At 61.2% G+C, this 17,127-nt stretch carries 13 protein-coding genes; all 13 read right to left on the reverse strand.

Annotation, left to right across the window (positions count from 1 at the left end):
- Positions 1 to 7: 7 nt before the first annotated feature.
- From tssI (WBK23_RS11230) to tssI (WBK23_RS11290), 13 genes are read right to left on the reverse strand one after another with little or no spacing between them, the layout of a single operon-like run.
- The gene (tssI, locus tag WBK23_RS11230; protein WP_424484047.1) at positions 8 to 2,056 is read right to left on the reverse strand and encodes a type VI secretion system tip protein TssI/VgrG; all 2,049 of its coding nucleotides are present in this window, start codon (positions 2,054 to 2,056) and stop codon (positions 8 to 10) included.
- A 57-nt stretch (positions 2,057 to 2,113) separates the two neighbouring features.
- Positions 2,114 to 3,109, reverse strand: a complete 996-nt coding sequence (locus tag WBK23_RS11235; RefSeq protein ID WP_424484048.1) for a serine/threonine-protein kinase — start codon at positions 3,107 to 3,109, stop codon at positions 2,114 to 2,116.
- A gap of 10 nt (positions 3,110 to 3,119) precedes the next feature.
- Positions 3,120 to 3,848: a PP2C family protein-serine/threonine phosphatase gene (locus tag WBK23_RS11240; RefSeq protein ID WP_424484049.1), complete on the reverse strand. Its 729-nt coding sequence runs from the start codon at positions 3,846 to 3,848 to the stop codon at positions 3,120 to 3,122.
- Entirely contained in the window at positions 3,848 to 7,387 is a 3,540-nt protein-coding gene (gene tssM / locus WBK23_RS11245; protein ID WP_424484050.1) for a type VI secretion system membrane subunit TssM, read from the reverse strand. Before tssM ends, WBK23_RS11240 begins: the two co-directional genes overlap by 1 nt.
- Entirely contained in the window at positions 7,384 to 8,265 is an 882-nt protein-coding gene (gene icmH, locus WBK23_RS11250) for a type IVB secretion system protein IcmH/DotU (protein WP_296218377.1), read from the reverse strand. Before icmH ends, tssM begins: the two co-directional genes overlap by 4 nt.
- A gap of 2 nt (positions 8,266 to 8,267) precedes the next feature.
- Positions 8,268 to 9,599: a type VI secretion system baseplate subunit TssK gene (tssK, locus tag WBK23_RS11255; RefSeq protein WP_160086100.1), complete on the reverse strand. Its 1,332-nt coding sequence runs from the start codon at positions 9,597 to 9,599 to the stop codon at positions 8,268 to 8,270.
- Positions 9,600 to 9,602: 3 nt separating this feature from the next.
- Positions 9,603 to 10,085, reverse strand: coding sequence for a type VI secretion system lipoprotein TssJ (tssJ, locus tag WBK23_RS11260; RefSeq protein WP_424484051.1), 483 nt, complete (start codon positions 10,083 to 10,085; stop codon positions 9,603 to 9,605).
- Between the two features lie 5 nt (positions 10,086 to 10,090).
- Positions 10,091 to 11,287, reverse strand: coding sequence for a type VI secretion system-associated FHA domain protein TagH (gene tagH / locus WBK23_RS11265; protein ID WP_424484052.1), 1,197 nt, complete (start codon positions 11,285 to 11,287; stop codon positions 10,091 to 10,093).
- A 19-nt stretch (positions 11,288 to 11,306) separates the two neighbouring features.
- Positions 11,307 to 11,441, reverse strand: coding sequence for a type VI secretion protein (locus WBK23_RS11270; RefSeq protein ID WP_310284943.1), 135 nt, complete (start codon positions 11,439 to 11,441; stop codon positions 11,307 to 11,309).
- Between the two features lie 54 nt (positions 11,442 to 11,495).
- On the reverse strand, positions 11,496 to 12,317 hold the full coding sequence (locus WBK23_RS11275) for a hypothetical protein (protein ID WP_424484053.1): 822 nt from the start codon (positions 12,315 to 12,317) through the stop codon (positions 11,496 to 11,498).
- A complete protein-coding gene (locus WBK23_RS11280; RefSeq protein ID WP_424484054.1) occupies positions 12,317 to 13,279 on the reverse strand; it encodes a PoNe immunity protein domain-containing protein in 963 nt (320 codons plus the stop codon). Before WBK23_RS11280 ends, WBK23_RS11275 begins: the two co-directional genes overlap by 1 nt.
- 7 nt (positions 13,280 to 13,286) lie before the next feature.
- A complete protein-coding gene (locus WBK23_RS11285; RefSeq protein WP_424484055.1) occupies positions 13,287 to 14,828 on the reverse strand; it encodes a hypothetical protein in 1,542 nt (513 codons plus the stop codon).
- The gene (tssI, locus tag WBK23_RS11290) at positions 14,825 to 17,116 is read right to left on the reverse strand and encodes a type VI secretion system tip protein TssI/VgrG (RefSeq protein ID WP_424484056.1); all 2,292 of its coding nucleotides are present in this window, start codon (positions 17,114 to 17,116) and stop codon (positions 14,825 to 14,827) included. Before tssI (WBK23_RS11290) ends, WBK23_RS11285 begins: the two co-directional genes overlap by 4 nt.
- Between the last annotated feature and the right edge of the window lie 11 nt (positions 17,117 to 17,127).

Raw genomic sequence — 17,127 nt, forward strand, 5'->3', positions numbered from 1 at the left:
TGGCTCGTTATTCAGAGAACAGGAAAAATGCTTGCGGCTGGGTTTCAGTCTTTTGCAGTGAATTCAACAACGCCTCATCCAACAGATTTCCTGCCTTATCGCTATCCGCCGCTCCCGGCAGTACTGGTGGTTTGATCTTGATCCCCGTGCCTTTACCCGGTGCGCCGCCGGCGTTGATTTTGGCCAGGGGGCCGCTGAGGGTGATGCCGCTGGGGTCGAGTTTGATAAAGCTGCCGCCGGCCTTGAGTGTGAGCTCACTGGCGGCCTCGATAACCATTTTCTGTCCGGCTTTGAGGTGGATTTCGCGGCCGGCTTTGGTCAGTTGGGCGGTGCCGAGTTTGATGTGCTGGTTCTGCCCGACGGTGAGGTGGTCGTCGGGTTTGACCTCGACCTTGCGCTCGGTTTTGACCGTGAGGTTTTCTTCGGCTTTGAGCTCGGTGTAGCTGTTGGCTTCGACGGTATCGTGGCGTTCGTTGCCGACGCGGATCTTCTGGTCGTGCTCAATGTTTTCATCCCAGTCGCGTTGGGCGTGCAGGTAGATCTGCTCGGTGCCTTTCTCGTCTTCGATGCGCAGCTCGTTGTAGCCGCCACCGCCTGGCGTGCTGAGGGTTTTGAATACGGTGCGGGTCTTGTTCGCCGGCAGGTCGTAAGGCACCACGTGTTCGGCGTGGTACAGGCAGCCGGTTACCAGCGGCTGATCGGGGTCGCCTTCGAGGAAGGTCACCAGCACTTCCATGCCGATCCGCGGGATGGCGATACCGCCGTAGCCATCACCGGCCCAGCTGGAGGCCACGCGCAGCCAGCAGCTGGTTTTATCGTCGGCCTGGCCTTCGCGGTCCCAGAAAAATTGCACTTTGATTCGGCCGTATTCGTCGCAGTGGATTTCTTCGCCTGCTGGGCCGGTGACCACGGCGGTCTGGCTACCGAGCACCCTGGGTTTCGGATGGGCCAGTGGCGGGCGGAAGGGCACGTCCCAGGGCGTGGCGGTGAAGTGGTTGCGGTAGCCCTGGGTGAAGCCGTCGCTGGCTGCGGTATGGCTGGTGACCGATTCCTCCAACACTTGCGGTTGTTTGCCCTGGTGAATCACCTCGTGCAGCAGCCAGAGGTCGTTGTAGTCCTGGCGCGGGTGGTCGGAGAGCTCGAGAAAGTGCCCGCAGAGTAGTTTTGGCTGATCGCCACGGCCTTCGGCCAGGCGGTAATCGGCGCGGTGGCGTTCGAGGTTGCGTTGGCTGAGGTGTTTACCTCGCGCACGGTCGACAAAGCGGCCGGGGTAGTCGTAATCCTCAAGATCCGGCAGCGGCTTGGCCTCGGGGCCGCGATCTTCCTTGAAGGCTGCTTCCATCAGCAGGCGCGGTTGTTCGAAGTCGTAGTCGCGGCGGGTGGTGCGGCTGGTGCGGGTCTCCAGGCGCACGGTGAAACGCTTGATCACCGGTTCGGCGGCGGTCATGCCGTTGTCTTGCAGGTAGGCGGTGGGCTGGCCGAGTTTGCCGAAGGCGCTCTGGTCATCGCCGAAGACCAGTACATGGCCCTGTGCGCTGTGCTGGAAGTGATAGTGAATACCTTCTTCCTCGCACAGGCGCTGGACGAAGTGCAGGTCGCTCTCGTCGTACTGCACGCAGTAGTTGCGCTTGGGGTAGACGGTTGGGCCGAGTTGGAACTGGTAACCACCTTCGACGATGCCGTGCTCTTGCAGCACCTGGGCAACGATCTGCGGCACCGTCAGGTGCTGGAAAATCCGCTGGTTGGTGCGCAGGGCCAGGTAGCTCAGCTGCGGCACGATGCTCAGCTTGTAGCGGGTCAGGCGCTTGCCGGATTCGGCCTGGGCGACCTGGTAAATCAGGCCGTGAATGCCCAGGCCGTCGGGGGTAAAGGCGAGATAGGCACGCTGATGCAGCAGGCTTTGCAGATCCAGCTCGGCGTTCTCGCTGATCAGCTCAACCTCGAAACGATAGGGCTGACTGATGGCTTCGCGGCCGCTGAACTCGAGCACTTGCAGGTCGTGCTCAAGGCCTTCGATATTCAGGCTGAAGTGGGTTTCATTGGCCGGGTTGAACATAGTCATTTCCTTGTTAAAAAATCATCCATTGATGCTGCTGATCCGCGCGTGCTGCGTTCAACTGCGCCGCAACCAGCGTCGCCAACCGCTGGGCATGGGCTGACGAAATACCTCAAGCAACTGCGCGCAGCTGATGTTGCGCTGCGCTTCATCGAACGCCAGCGCGGTGCGCAGGGCGGGCCAGCAATGCGCCGGTAACTGCTCGGGGCGTTGCAGCTGTTTATCCAGCTCCATGGCCTTGGCCTGTTTGGCGCTCTGCCGGCTAAATGGATGGCGCCCACTGGCCAGCTCATACAGCACACAGGCCACGGCATAGACATCGGCAGCGGCGGTCAGCGGCGCGCCGTCGAGCAGCTCCAGCGCGGCGTAGCGCGGCGTCCAGGCGCTGAAGCGGCTGCGGCACAGGCGCGGCAAACCCGGCAGCAAGCCTTCCACCGGCTGACCGAGACCATAATCGAACAGGCGCAGGCCGTCGGCGGCGAGCATCACATTGCTGGGCTTCAGGTCGCCGTGCAGCACGCCCAGGCTGTGCGAATAGCTCAGGGCATCGAGCAGGGCGATGGCGATGCCCTGCAGCTCGCTCCAGGGCAATCCCTCAGGCCGTTCGCTGAGCAGTTGATCAAGCGTCAGGCCCTTGAGTAGCTCCAGGATAAGGAAGGCGCGCTGGCTCGGCAGATCCACCTCGAAGCCGAACAGGCGCACCACATGCGGGTGGTTGAGCCGCGCGGTGAGGGCGAATTCGCTATACAGCAGGGCATTGGCGTCCGGGTATTCGGCGAAGTCGTCGCTGAGGGTTTTCAGCGCCACATAGGGCTCGGGGTCGCCGAATTGCTCGCGCAGCAGATCACGTGCACGGTACACCGCGCCCATGCCGCCGACGCCGAGCAGGCGCTCGATCTTGTAGCGGCCGCCGAGCACTTCCGGCAGTTCGCTGAGTACTTCACGCGGGGCTTGCGTTGCCGGTTTGGCAGCCGTCGCGGCCAGGGCGAAGTAGGTCAGGTCGCTGGCCTCGTTGTTGGCCAGCGGCGCTTCGTCGAGCAGGTTCTCGCTCATCCTTGCGTCCTCATCGGCGCACCACCACCGCGCTCAGATTGTCCCGCGCGGGGCCGTCGAGGGCCTGCTGGAACAACCGATTCAGCGTCAGCTGCGGCGAAGGAAGATTGAGCGCCGCGCCCAGTTCATCGGCAGACAGGCCCTGATAGAGGCCATCGCTGCACAGCAGAAAGGCGTCGCCGGGGAGCACGTCCAGTTCGAGAATCTCCAGCTTGAGCTCGTCGCTGGCCCCGATGGCGCGGGTCAGCGCATGCGCCGCCGGATGCCGAGCGGCTTCGCTGGGGCTGAGCTGCTGTTCGTCGATCAACTGCTGCAGCAACGAGTGGTCGCGGCTGAGTTGGTACAAGCGGCTGCCGCGCCATAGATAGCAGCGGCTGTCGCCGGCCCAGACGCAGGCGGCGCGTTCGCCGTCGATCAGCAGCGCCACCACGGTGCTTCCGATTATCGGGTCCGGCTGGGCGGCAGTTACGGTCAACTCCTGGCCGAGGCGGCGGTTGAGCCAGTGCAGGCGCTGCCGCAACTCGACCAGGCGCTGCTGCAAGTCGCCCGTGTTCGGCTCGGCCAGCTGCTCGACGATCAAGCGGCTGGCCAGGGCACCGTTCTGGTGCCCGCCCATGCCGTCGGCAACCACCCACAGGCCCTGCTCCGGCAGGTCCAGAAAGGCATCCTCGTTGCGCGCCCGGACCTTGCCGGTGTCGGTACGCGCCGCGCTGCGCCACAGGTTGGCAACCGCCTGCATCAGAGCGTCGCCGGCAGCTTGAAGCTGCGCAGCAGCTGGATGTCGAACGGGTTCGGCGAGCGTTGGCTGTGCAGCAGGTAGTTGGCGCGCAAGCCGCCGAGGTCGGCCTTGAGCATCAGTACGTCGCGGCCGCTGTGGTAGTCCACGCTCATCAGGTCGAGCAGGCGGAACAGCGACCAGGGGCCGGTGTTCTTCTCGATGCCGACCTTGCGTCCGCCCAGCTCTTCCACCACCAGGCTGGTGCGGCCTTCGTCGGCCTCGGCCGGCCAACTGAAGGCGGTCTGCACGATCGGCCCGTGGCGGTATTCCATCTGCTGGTTGCCGAAGCGGAAATCGGCACGGCCCAGGCTGGAATCCAGCGAGTAGGGCTCGAGCTTGAACAGCACTTTCGGCTCGTTGGGGTTCTCGGCGAAGAAGCTGCGGCGGATGGTTTGCGCGTTGCTCATCTGCAGCAGGAACTCGCGCGACAGCGGTAGGCCACGGCCATCCACGCGGCGCAGCTGGTACTGGCCGGCGGTGCCGCTGACGAAGGGCCTGAGGTAGCCATCGAAGAAGCGTTCGGCGGTGCCTTGGGCCTTGAAGAACTCGCGGAAATCGGCAATCGCCACGTCGCTTTCGCTGTGCGCGCTGAACGGATAACGCTGCTTCAACGAACCCTTGTAAGCGGCGTACAGCTCGTCCTTATAACGCTGGTTGAGATACTGGTAGGCGTCGCCCAGCACCAGCATCCAGCTGTCTTCGGCGAGCAGGCCGAGCCAGTTGCCGACCGGTTGCGGCAGGCGCGCGGCGCTGCTGCGCAGCTGGTTGATGGCGTCGCGCTGACCGCCCATGCGTGCCTTGGCCAACTCGAAGGCGGCCTGCTCGGGCGCGCTGGCGTGCGCCAGGCTGGCCAGTTGCAGTTGCAAAGCGTCGAGCGCCTGCAGGCTGGCGGCCAGTTCCGCGCCGGCCCCGCCGTTGTCGTCGAGCAGCCGGTGCAGCGGCTCGAAGCGGCGTTCCAGGGTCTTGCGCGCGGTGTCCGGGAGGTTCTTCACCAGTGCCGCTTGCGCCTGCTCGGCGGCGGAGCTGGCCAGTTTTGCGGCCTTGCCCAGCTTGCCTTTGCTGCCTTTCAGGGCGTCGGCGGCAGCACCGGCATCGTCGGCCGCTTCGGCCAGGCCGTTGAAGCGGGTGTTGTCGCGTACTTCCACCAGCAGTTGCAGCAGCGGCGAGTTGGCGGCGGTCAGGCCGGCCAGTTGCAGCGCGCCCTGGTTGGCGCTGCCGATGGGGTCCAGCGTCAGCTGCGCGAGGGCTTCGCTCCAGTAGTTGGCGTAGTCGCGGAAGTACAGCTGTTCCATTTCCACCAGCAGGCGGCTGAGGTCGTTGTTGCTGAGGCTGTCACCTTCGCCGAGCACCCAGTTGTCGCGCAGAATTTCGCGCACCAGGTCTGCACCCTGGGTGACGAACAGCTTCTGGTAGCCAACCTGGGTGTAGAAGCCCGGGATGCTGTAGTCGCTGCCGACAAACAGACCGGCCTGTGGGCCGAGTTTCTGGCTCAGACGATAGTCCGGCAGGCTGCGCGCCTGTTCACGCAGCATGCGGTAGACCACGTTGGCCAGCGATTCGCTGCGCAGCACCTGGCGCGCCTGGGCCACCAGCGGTTCATTCAGCGAGTAGGGCGCGAATGACTCGGCCAGCAGGCGTTCGAAATGCTCATTCAGGCCACGCTGGCCAGCGCTGTTGCCGGCGTAACGCACTGACCAGTCGGCGGCCAGCCACTCCTGCAGGAAGGCCTTGTCGCGACGCTCCTCCAGGTTGAGCATGAGGTAGGCGCGCAGGCTGTTAAGCAGGCGTTCGCGGTCATTCAGGTTGGCCCGTACCTGGGCTTCCAGCTGACGGCCGACGCGCGGCAGCAGCAGGTTTTCCAGCTCGCCACGGTAGGCGCGTTGCAGCGTCGGCTCGACCTTCTCGCCCTGGTACAGGCCGCCGCGTTGCAGGTAGGACACCTCATCCACGGCCGGGAATACCTGGGTGGCGGCATAGCTCTGGTCCAGTGCCTTAAGGGTGCGCAGGGCATCGTCCTGGGCGCTCAGGCTGTCGTGTTGCTGGGTCAGCTTCTGGGCCAGCTCGCGCAGCTGTTCCAGGCGCTCATGGTTACCTGAGAAGCCGTTGGCCCAGAGCAGGCCAAACAGTGCCAGGCAGGCGACGGCACAGGCGTACATGGCGCGCTGGCCCCAGTCGATACGGCGCACTTCCTTCTGGTCGAGGCCGGCCAGTTCGGCTTCGGGGAAGATCACTCGGCTGAGCAGGTGATTGATAAAGCGTGCACGACCGGTGCGGAAGGTCGGCAGGGCGCTGCTGGACAGGCCCAGGTTGCGGCCGATGCTGCTGGTGCTCGGGTCGAGCTGGTCGTTCAGTTCCGGCGCGCTGGTCAGGTAGAAACCGCGCAGCTGGCTGGCGCGCTGGTAGCGGTTGCCGCTGAAAGCCAGCTCACTGAACAGGCACAGACGCTCGCCGAGCAGGCCCAGCTGGTGCGGGAAATCGAGGATGCGGCCACGGCGCTGGGTGTCGCGCTCCTGGTGCATGCGCAGGATCACCTGGCTGTTGAGGCGGCGCAGCAGCTCTTCGAACTCCTGGCGAATCACTTGCACGTCGGTGGCGTTCTGCTCTTTGCGGAAGCTGGCGCCGAGTACCTGATCGCTTTCTTCGCGCGACAGCTGGTCGAAGAACTCATCGAAGCCCAGCACCTTGTCGGCCTTGCTCAGCACCAGGTACACCGGCACATCGGCGCCCAGGCGCTGGTGAATCTCCTGCAGGCGCTGGCGGGTCTGGCGGGCGAGGTTTTCCAGTTCAATTTCGCTGCCGCCTTGCAGCTGCTCCACCGGAATGTTCACCAGCACACCGTTCAGCGGGCGCGCGCGGCGTTTGCGCAGCAGGCCCAGCAGGGTGTCCCAGGCGCGGCTGTCGATGGCCGGGTCGGGTTGAGTCAGGTAGCGCCCGGCGGTGTCGATCAGCACGGCGTGGTCGGCGAAATACCAGTCAGCATAGCGGGTGCCGGAGACGTCTTTGGTCAGGCGTTGCTGGTCACCGCGGTTGAGCGGGAAATCCAGGCCGGAGAAGTCCAGCAGGCTGGTCTTGCCGCTGCTTTGTGGGCCGAGCAGCAGGTACCAGGGCAGCTCATTGCGCCATTTTTCGCTACGGCCGCGGTACAGGCTGGAGCGCTTGAGGGTGTGCAGGGCCTGCTTGAAGCGATTGCGCAGTTCGAGCTGCTCTTCGTTGATCAAGCCTTCGCGGCGCAGGCGCTCCTGGGCGTCGGCGTCATCTTCCTCGGCCTGCTTGCGGGCGGTGGCTTTCCAGCTGGCGAACACCATGGCCAGGCCCCAGATCAGGAACAATCCGCTGATGCTCAGCAAGCGGCTGGTGGCCGATTCCCAGAACTTGTAATCGTTGACCGCCAGCAGCGGGCCGACAAACCACACCAGCAGCGCCAGAACCAATACCAGACACAGGCTCCATACCCAGGTCTTGCGGAAAAATGCGGCTAACTTGCCGAAAAAACTCTTCATTTCAGATCATCCATGCTTACACCCGCAGACGGGTCGAGTTGCTCGTACGGCTGCAAAATAGTTTCGCGCTGCTCGCCCAGTACCCAGGCGAAACCGCCATACATCACCACCAGGCACACCAGGGTAAACAGTGCCACCAGCCACCACGGCACGATGCGCACCAGACGCCGGCGGGTGTCTTTCAGGCCCTGCCAGTGCGGCGAAACTTCGCGCGGCACGTCGCCGCGCATTTGGCGGATCTGCCGATAGAGGCTGTCGCGCACCGCTTCCAGTTCGAGCATGCCGCGCGGCAGTACGCGGTACTTGCCCTCGAAACCGAGCGACAGGCACAGGTACATCAGCTCGAGCATCGGCAGGTGCTTGACGGGGTTGCGCGACAGGCGTTCGAGTAGCTGGAAGAACTTCTCGCCGCCGAAGGTCTCGTTGTGGAACGAAGACAGCAGGCTCATTTGCGACCATTCGCTCTCGTTGCCCCAGGGCGTGGTCACCACGGCTTCGTCGACCACGGTGCAGAGCACGTAACGGGCGGCCATCACCTGGCTGCTTTCCGCGCCTTCATGCAGGGCGCGGTGTTCGAACAGCTTGATGGCGCTGGCCAGGCGCTGGTTCAGCGCATGCATGTCTTCGCTGTCGAAGCTGTGCTTGAGGCGCACCACTTCCGAGAGCAGGGTGGCGGCGGCTGCGACCAGCGGGTTGAGGCTGATATTGAAGCTTTCGGCCGGGCGCAGGCGCGCGGCGTAGATCATCCGCTCTTCCAGCTGCTCGAATTTCGGCGGCGCGGCGAAGTCGGTCAGTGGGCTGTGCGCGGGGGCATCGCCCTTGCGGTTGAGGATGACGGTTTTGTCGTCCTGGCCGTATTCCATTTCCTTGGTCGTCATAATCAGTTCCTGATCGCCCAGAATTTCATCTCAAGCCCGGAGAACTCGCCGGACACGTGGAAAGCGAAGCCACCGGAGCGCTCCAGCTGCGCCAGTTCCTCGGAGCCCAGTTCCAGGGCGAAGTAGGTTTTCCCCGAGTGGAAGGGGATCTGCCGTGGTGCCACCGGCATCGGTTTGACCTTGATGCCTGGCAGGTGCAGGTTGACCAGTTGGCGAATCTGCTCCACCGGGCCGACCTTGAGGTGTGCCGGCAGGCGCTGACGCAGCTCTTCCGAGTCGCACTGGGCGCTGGCGGCGAGGACGAAGGTGGAGGTGGCGAGCAGCTTGTGATCGTGCAGCGGCGACACCTGAATGCCGTACTGACGCTGTTGCAGCAGCATCTCGATGGCGTGCTGTTCCAGCACCATCGACAGTACCTGGCGAATCGCATCCATCAGCTTGCGGAAGCTCACGCCCTGATCGCTGTGCAGATAACGGCCTTCCAGGCGCGGGCGCTTTATCTCGCTGGAGAAGGTCGCCAGCTCGCCGAGCAGGCCGAGTAATTCGCGGTAGATCTGCTCCGGGTGCACCTGCTCGATACCCAGGTAATGCCGCAGCACTGGTTCGAAGCGGTTGATCAGCTGCAGCATCATAAAGTCGCCGACTTCCGCTCCACCGACCTTGCCGGTGGCGCGAATACGTTCGGCAAGGATGTCGCCACGGTGGGCGAGCATGCTGATCACTTCCTTGAGGCAGCTCAGCAGGTAGCCGGAAGCCTGGAAGTTGACGTAGGTCGGAATAAATTCCGGGTCGATGCTTATCACCCCGTCCGGGGTGGTGTCGAGCACGTCGCACAGCTGCAGTTTGACGTAGGCCTGATCGCTCTGTTGCTCGCCGAGCAGCAGACGGAAATCCGGGCGGCCGCAGCTGACCTGACTCGATGCGCTGTCGCCGGCGTTGGAGTCGGTGACTTCCTCATCGAAGGCGGTAAAGCGCGCCAGCACGTCCTGCTGCTCCGGGCGGCGGCTCTCGATATGGTTACCGGTGACCAGCGGCAGTGCCAGGTACACCGGGGTGTTGCCGGTGTTTGGCGGCACGTCGAGGGCCAGCGGCTCGCGCTCGGCACCGATGTCGAACAGGGTGCCGTCGGGCAGGATGCCGCTGGCCTTGCTCACCACCAGCTTGCCCATATTGAGGAACTGACGGTCGATCTCCAGCTCGAAAAAGCCCCAGGCGTAGCTGTCGAGCTTCTGCGTGCGGGTTTTCAGTTGGTAGTCGTAGTAACGGTCGTTCTGCTGGAAGTGCTGCGGGCGCAGCAGCATGCCTTCCTGCCAGACCACTTTATGCATGGCCATGGCTTATTCCTCTTCCTTGTTGGCATCGTCCTGGGCCTTGATGCCCAGGGCATTGAGGGTCAGGACGCTGCTGTTGCGCTCTTTTTCCTGCAGCGGAATCACCACGCGCCAGTTGCTTTCCGGCAGGTCGCGGTAGGCCGCCAGCACGCCGACATAGCGGCTGCCCGGCTGCACCGAGAGCTTCATTTCGCGCTGCTCGCCCGGGCGCAGCTCCAGCTCTTCGAGCACCACCATATCCGGTGACAGGGCTTCTTTTGGGCGCTGATAGAGCGAGAAGAAATCGGCCGTTTCAAAGGCTACTGGGTGCTTCAGCTCGATCAGACGCAGGACGATCGGCGAAGGGCGGCCATTGAGGTCCGGGTTGAGCTCATCGCTGCCGTTAAGGGTTAGGTCGAGCTTGGTCATATCCGAATAGGGTGAAAGCGCCGCGCAGCCAGTCAGGCTGAGCAGGGCGGCCAACAGGGCCAGGCAAGTGAAACGGTGCATGGAGATCATCCTTGAACGTCGTTGTTGAGGGTGGCGATCAGGCGAACCTGTTCTTCATAGGTGTTGGCAAAGTCGCGGGCGAACAGACGGTCGCTCCAGTCGTCGTTCTGCTCCAGGGCGCTGTGCAGGCGACGGTAGGCGCGCCAGCGGCTGCCGGCGGTGGCGATCAGCGGCTTGCGGCCTTCGCGCTCGAAACGCAGGCTCAGTTGCTCCGGCGATAGTTGTTCGAACATGCCTTTGACCGCCGCGCGGCTGGCAGCGAGAAGCGCCACCTGATGCGCCTGCAGGTCACGGAAGCTGCGGCTGATGGTCTGCTCGGCGCTCAGTTGCCCGGCCTTGCCGCCACGCAGCAGGGCGCTCAGCGCTTCACTGCTGTCGGCGGTGTGCTTGAGCGGGTTGTTGCCAGCGCTTTGCACGGTGGTCAGGGCCAGACGCAGCTCGTTCTTCAGCTCGCTGCGCGTGCGCAGGCTTTGCTGCAGGCTGCCGATGCTCTGCTTGAGCAGCTTGGCGCTGTGAATGGCCAGGGCTTCGCGGGCATCGTCATCGAGGTCATCCAACTTGACCCCGAGGGCCTCGCCGAATTTTTCCCAGAAGCTCAAAGGCAGGCGTACCGGTTCCGGCGCACGCTTGGGCTGCGGTTCAGGCGTTGGCATCACCAGCGCAGGCACCAGCAGGTTTTCTTCATCGATCTGCGCATAGTCGCGCTGCTGAGCCTGCACGTTCTGCGGGCGCAGAATCGCCGTCAGGTCATCGACCTCGGCATACACGCGTTCCTGCTGGTCGATTGCGGTCAGCGGGTCGAGGTCGAGAAAGGCATCATCCGGGATGATGCTGCCGGCGGGCTGTGCACGGCCGATATCGCCGGCGAACATGGCCGGGTCCTGAATCAGCCGCGCGCGCAGCTCGAAATCACCAAAGCAATACACGCTGCCATGCTCGATGCGCTGGGCCTCGCCCTTGCGCAGGCTAGCACCGCTGTCTTTCAGCTGAATGCCGTTGCTGCTGGTGTCGGTCAGGTAGAAGGAGCCATTGCGATAGCTCACCTCGGCATGCCGGCTGGACAGCACGCGCTTGCGATCCGGAATCACCCAGTCGCATTCCTCCGCCCGGCCAATAATCCCGCCGGCTTGCTTGAAGGTTTTGGTGGTCAATAGACCTGGCACGAACTGCTGTGCACTGACCACATCGAAGACCAGTTCCATGGTTGTTAACTCCTTGCGGTCAGTTGCCGCGTTTCACTGCTTGCGGTTCGCCGAGGGGGCGATATTCATCATCGTTGAACTTGTAATTGCCGCTGCAGGCGGTGAGGCATAGGGCCAGGGCGAGTAGGGCGGTTGGCCAGAGGCGTTTCAGCATTGGGTGCTCCTTGCATTAAGTGGACAGAGGGTGAGCAATGGCGTGGTAATCAACTCAGAGCGCCGTATGCAGTGGCAGCAGGTCGCGGTCTGCAAGGCTGACTTCGATGGCGTTGGCCGCCTGGATATGCGCGGGGTTGCGTACGTCGAAAACTGCATCGCGAACACTGGCGATCAGCGTTCCCAGCTGTGTCTCTGCGCGAGAGACAGGGAAGATGCCGGCACTAACGGGGAGTGCGTCTTCTGCAATGATTTGCGGCAAGTACAGAATCCATCCCGCTCCCAGGCGATCCTTGAAGACCTGGTGCATGGCGAAATAGCGAGCAGGCCCAACGGAGGCCATGCTCACAGGCCATGGCCAGGTGCTGATCAGTTCACGCAGTAGTTCAATCAGCGGCTCCAGGCGGCCAAGGCTAGGCAGTGATTTGGTTTGCAATGTCAGGGTGCAAGGCGAGCCGGATAAGGTTGACAGGGTCAGGTCGAATGCAGCCGCGCCATCTTTCTCCAGCCCGTTCCAGACACCCAGGCTGCGCCAGTAGCCTACCAAGGCGTCGGGTGAATCTTTTTCGGCCTGTAAGGCGGCACCTACAAGTGCTTGCGAGGCGCAGCTTGGCTCGAACGCTTGCAGGGCTATTGATGCCTGTGGCGTATCCGCTGGCGGATGCCACTGATGCTCTGGCAATCCATAACGCTTCAGCAGTTGCGCCACCTGCCAAAGGGCATCGGCATGCTCTTGGGCAGTGGGTAGTGAGGTGGTCAGGCGAAAAGCCAGCGATAGATTGATACTGCTCATGGTTGCCAAAAGGTCTGAGTTCTGAAGCCGCAAAGGGGACACGTTTGTTATGTCCGCATCGGTAATGGCGATAGGCGTAGACATCAAACATCGCCCTCGCCGGACCAATACCAAAGCGTCGCGCCCCAACGGGAACCGTCGAAAGCCGGCATGATTTCGCCCTGCGTGAACGCACGCCGAGAATTGGCCTGGGCCGGGGTAAACCAGTAGCCCGCTTTGGGGCAGGGTTGCCCGGATTCGATGCGGCCAGTCTGCGTCGAGTTAGAGGGCGAGCTGAAATTACGGGCGTAAGCCACCAGATCTTTGGGGTAGACCATATGGTCGACTTCGCTGTCGTCGATGTCGTAAAGAAAGGCAATGGCAGCTGCTTCGAAGGCCCAGTAGCCGTAATAACTACCTTCGTCACCGTCGATATCTAGGTGGGTGTCATGCCAATTGGTTTGCTTGTCTTCAAAAGCGCTGTACCACTGATCGCAATAAAGCTTCAGTAATGCAGAGGCCTCTTCTTTGGTAGGGGCATAAATAGCTCGGATGAGCGGCGTATAAATATCGTGATACCACTCATCCAGGTCCTTACGATTGGATAAAACCTTGCGTAACAGATCTTCATACAATGTGTCGTCACCGGCATAGCCGGCGTTGTCTAACAAGGCGACAAAGCGCTGCAGCAAGTCGATCCGATGCAGCAGAATGCAGAGACTTATAACCTGTACGCACTCTTCATATTCTCCTGGCCAATCTTCGATGGCGAGGGGCGAAATATTGGGAAGCTGCTCTTGGATCTCCAGTGCTCTCTGGTAATTTTCGTAGTTATCGATCAATTTTTCCAGCGACGGAATAAGTACATCAATGGGCTCGCCGGCTGTATATTGAATAAAAACCTTATCAAGTGCAGCGGATTGAATATCTCGAGCCTTGAGGGCTGTCTCTTGCTCGGCAGAGTCAGATTCCATTGAGTTGTTAGCCCAAAAAGATTCTGTTCCTTCACATAACGCGAGCACGCTCTTGTAGTAATCTGGGGTAATAAATTTTTGTCTTCTTTGCATAGATAAGTTACTCGATAGCCAGAGTAGTTAATTTGCCGTGTTTGGCGACGAGAGATTTCTTCTTCTTATTAACGGCTTGAGTTATTTCTGCATCGTCATAGTGAAAGGCAGCATGCTCTGCATGCTCGTTTTTTTGCCCTGATAGTTTTGCCTCAGCGTGGCTTTTAGGGCTTCCACTTGGGTGATATAAAGGTGAAAAAAACAAGTGCCTATTGTATGAGGTTAGGATTATCTGGTATGTGCTTCGAGGGAATGATTTGGTTATGTTCTCGTATATCCATTCTTTGCTCATTTGCACAAGAATACGATTGCCCTTATTAGGTCGCGCCGCTTGGTTCGAGGCCTGAGGTGTGGATGGCGTTGTTCCTAGCTTTCCACCGGACTTATTCTTTTTCTTTTTGGATGGCTGGTTTGGGGTTACATCCTCCTCGCGCGGCTCTAAAAGCTCACTGGGATCTGCAATTCCCGATACGCCTAATTTGGAGGTGATACTTGGTTTGCGCTTATTGTTCACCTTACGCATGAACTTCGGAGCATCCTCGTCCTTGCTCGCCTTGGCCTCGATAATGGCAAACTTCTTTCCACCATTCGTTGCAGGATTGGCGCGCCAAACCGCATCAATACCTGTGCCGTTGGCGCCGTCGGTTAGTTTGTAAAGCACATGGGGCGATTTAGGGCTGCCGCCTTTAGAAAGCTTGCCCATTTTGCTGGCGTTGGGCTTGCCTTCCAGCCACTGGCCTTCGGCTCCCTTGTCGTGGCCATCCCAGTCTTTGCCCCAGCCGAATTCTTCGGCGCAAATGTAGTCGGCGATATGTTCGCCGCTGACGCCTAAACCTTCGTTGGTCAGGCTGGAGAGTGTTTGGGTGCCGAGGCTGGAGTTATCGATTTTGTTGGAGTGAGTCTGGCTTGCGCCATCTTTACCTTCTGCAGCCACTTGCGCATCTTTGGCTGCTGGTTTTTGCCCTTGACTGGAGCCTCTTCCAGCCGAGGCTGCCGCACTATTGCGTTGTATGCGCTTCCACTTGGTCAGGCGTTTTTCGACGATCCCGACAAGAGCAGGCATGCTGTCTCGTGAAGTAGAAAGCACCGTCAATACGGCGCTCTGCATCCATGCGGGCAGGCTTTTGAATGCAGATGAGCCTTTTACCCCAGAGATGATTTCGTCCAGTTCGGCACGCAGGGCACCTGCGTTAAATACCTGTGCCAACAGCTCTTCCGGACTGGTTTTGACGCCACACTCCTGCAGAACAAAGCGCAGCAGGTCAAACAACACAGGTGCTAAGCGTTGAGGATCCTTGTTGACAATACGCAGGCTTTTTTTCAGACCGTCGCCCGGCCCTGGAATCCAGCCGATGATGGCCATTAGCAAGTCAAACTGGGCGTCTTCTTTGCCCTGGGCAGTCTTCTCGTTGTAGAGATGGATACACGACTCAACGGTGTCATAGGCATCAATCGCTTGGCCTAGGAAGGGCACTGCACCGAGTGCAATACCAGCAGCTAGCTCGGTTAATGCTTCGTTGTATTCCGCCTGCTTTTCTCCAGTGCTCATGCCAGCCTCCCTGCTGCTTGCTCAACCAATTGCTGTAAATCAACTTGACTGGGGTCCAGTCCAAGCGTGCGCAAGTCGTCCTCAATACTTGCATCGGTAACGTCGACTGCCTTGACCGGCGTGCGTACGAACGGGCGAGGGTCTTCGCCGTACCACACCTTGGCCGGCCCAGGCGGTACATCTTCTAGCCGGGCAAAACCGTCCGCGTCTAAAGCGCCCTCGCGAACAGAGCCATCTGCAAATTCGACGCGGTAAGCTGCACCCGGCACGGGCTCCAGGTTTTTGTAGTGCAGGTTCAACTCCAGCCAGGTGGTATTGGCGCTGGCGCTATCGAGCAAATTGCCCGCTTTATCCGTATCCGCAGCGCCCGGAATAGTGGGCGGCAGAATAGAGATGCCTGAGCCTTTGCCCGGGCCACCGCCTGAGTTGAGCTTGATCGTCGCGCCGCTGAGCGTGACGCCACCCGGGTCAAGCTTGAGAAAGCTGCCGCCACCTGAGGCGGTGAGTTCCATGCCGGCGTCGATCACTACTTTGTTGCCGGCGTAGTAGTGGATTTCGTTGCCGGCTTCGACGTACTGGCCGACGCCGACTTTCACATGCTGGGTCGCGCCGACTGTGAGGTGGTCGTTGCTGCGGGTTTCCACTTTGCGGTCGGCGTGGGTGGTGCGCTGTTCTTCGGCGAGGAACTGGCTGTAGCTGTTGGCTTCGACCGTGTCGTGGCGCTGGTTGCCGATGCGAATCTTCTGGTCGTGCTCGATGTTTTCATCCCAGTCGCGCTGGGCGTGCAGGTAGATCTGCTCGGCACCTTTCTTGTCTTCGATGCGCAGCTCGTTGTAGCCGCCACCGCCAGGGCTGCTTAGGGTTTTGAACAGGCTACGGGTCTTGTTGGCGGGCAGTGCGTAGGGCACCACGTGGGCCTTGTGGTACAGGCAGCCGGTCACCAGCGGTTGGTCGGGGTCGCCTTCGAGGAAGGTCACCAGCACTTCCATGCCCACCCGTGGGATGGCGATACCGCCGTAGTTATCGCCGGCCCAGCTGGAGGCGACGCGCAGCCAGCAGCTGGTCTTGTCGTCAGCCTGGCCGTGGCGATCCCAGTGGAACTGCACCTTGATCCGGCCGTATTCATCGCAGTGGATTTCCTCACCGGCAGGGCCGGTCACCACGGCGGTCTGGCTGCCCAGCACCTTGGGTTTCGGGTGCTTCAGCGCTGGGCGATGCAGCACATCCCAGGGCGTGGCGCTGAAGCGGTTGCGGTAACCCTGCTGGAAGCCGTCGCTGAGCTGGGTGTGGCTGGTGACGGATTCTTCCAGCACTTGCGGTTGTTTGCCTTCATGGCTGATTTCCGTCAGCAGCCAGAGCTGGTTCCAGTCATCACGCGGATGCTCGCTAAGGCTGAGGAAGTGGCCGCTGACCAGCAGCGGCTGGTCGCTTTCACCGCTGGCCAGTTCATAGTCGCTGCGGTGGCGTTCCAGATTGCGTTTGGCGAGGTGTTTGCCGCGTTCGCGTTCAACAAAACTACCGGGGTAGTCGTAGTCCTCGAGGTCGGGTTGGAACTCGCTGCTGAAGGCCGCTTCCATCAGCAGCTTGGGCTTCTCGAAGTTGTAGTCGCGGCGGGTTACGCGGTTGCTGCGGGTTTCCAGGCGTAGGGAGAAGCGCTTGATAACCGGGTCGTCGGCAACCAGACCGCTGTCCTGCTGGTACGCAGTCGGTGCCAACTTCGGGAATACCGTCTGGTCGTCGCCGAAAACCAGCACATGGCCTTGTTCGCTGTGCTGGAAGTGGTAGTGAATGCCTTCTTCTTCGCACAAGCGCTGAATAAAGTGCAGGTCGGACTCGTCGTACTGCACGCAGTAGTCGCGCTTGGGGTAAAGCGTTGGGCCGAGTTGGAAGGCGTAGGCATTGCTCTGGATGCCGTGCTCCTCCAGCACCTGGCCGATGATCTCGGCCACCGTCAGGTGTTGGAAAATGCGCTGATTGCTGCGATGGGTCAGGTAGGCCAGCTGCGGGCGCAGGGTCACGTGGTAACGGGTCAAGCGCTTGCCGGACTCGCCTTGGGCGACCCGATAGATCAGGCCGTGAATGCCGCTACCGGTTGCCGTCAGGGTCAGGAAAGCTGGCTGATGCAGCAGGCTTTCCAGATCGAGATCGGGGCGCTCGCTGATCAGTTCCAGCTCGAACACGAACGGCTGGCTGATGGCTTCACGGCCGGTAAATTCGAGCACCTGCAGATCGTGGCTAGCACCTTCGATGTTCAGGCTGAAATGGGTCTGATTGGCGGCGTTGAACATGCTCTTCTCCT

This window comes from Pseudomonas sp. (genome assembly GCF_049653025.1).
In the GTDB taxonomy this organism is placed as follows: Bacteria; Pseudomonadota; Gammaproteobacteria; order Pseudomonadales; family Pseudomonadaceae; genus Aquipseudomonas.

What these genes read in the sequence shown, in the direction of transcription:
- tssI (WP_424484047.1), bottom strand. Translation starts at nt 2,056, where the DNA reads ATGTTCAACCCGGCCAATGAAACCCACTTCAGCCTGAATATCGAAGGC.
- WBK23_RS11235 (WP_424484048.1), bottom strand. Translation starts at nt 3,109, where the DNA reads ATGAGCGAGAACCTGCTCGACGAAGCGCCGCTGGCCAACAACGAGGCC.
- WBK23_RS11240 (WP_424484049.1), bottom strand. Translation starts at nt 3,848, where the DNA reads ATGCAGGCGGTTGCCAACCTGTGGCGCAGCGCGGCGCGTACCGACACC.
- tssM (WP_424484050.1), bottom strand. Translation starts at nt 7,387, where the DNA reads ATGAAGAGTTTTTTCGGCAAGTTAGCCGCATTTTTCCGCAAGACCTGG.
- icmH (WP_296218377.1), bottom strand. Translation starts at nt 8,265, where the DNA reads ATGACGACCAAGGAAATGGAATACGGCCAGGACGACAAAACCGTCATC.
- tssK (WP_160086100.1), bottom strand. Translation starts at nt 9,599, where the DNA reads ATGGCCATGCATAAAGTGGTCTGGCAGGAAGGCATGCTGCTGCGCCCG.
- tssJ (WP_424484051.1), bottom strand. Translation starts at nt 10,085, where the DNA reads ATGCACCGTTTCACTTGCCTGGCCCTGTTGGCCGCCCTGCTCAGCCTG.
- tagH (WP_424484052.1), bottom strand. Translation starts at nt 11,287, where the DNA reads ATGGAACTGGTCTTCGATGTGGTCAGTGCACAGCAGTTCGTGCCAGGT.
- WBK23_RS11270 (WP_310284943.1), bottom strand. Translation starts at nt 11,441, where the DNA reads ATGCTGAAACGCCTCTGGCCAACCGCCCTACTCGCCCTGGCCCTATGC.
- WBK23_RS11275 (WP_424484053.1), bottom strand. Translation starts at nt 12,317, where the DNA reads ATGTCTACGCCTATCGCCATTACCGATGCGGACATAACAAACGTGTCC.
- WBK23_RS11280 (WP_424484054.1), bottom strand. Translation starts at nt 13,279, where the DNA reads ATGCAAAGAAGACAAAAATTTATTACCCCAGATTACTACAAGAGCGTG.
- WBK23_RS11285 (WP_424484055.1), bottom strand. Translation starts at nt 14,828, where the DNA reads ATGAGCACTGGAGAAAAGCAGGCGGAATACAACGAAGCATTAACCGAG.
- tssI (WP_424484056.1), bottom strand. Translation starts at nt 17,116, where the DNA reads ATGTTCAACGCCGCCAATCAGACCCATTTCAGCCTGAACATCGAAGGT.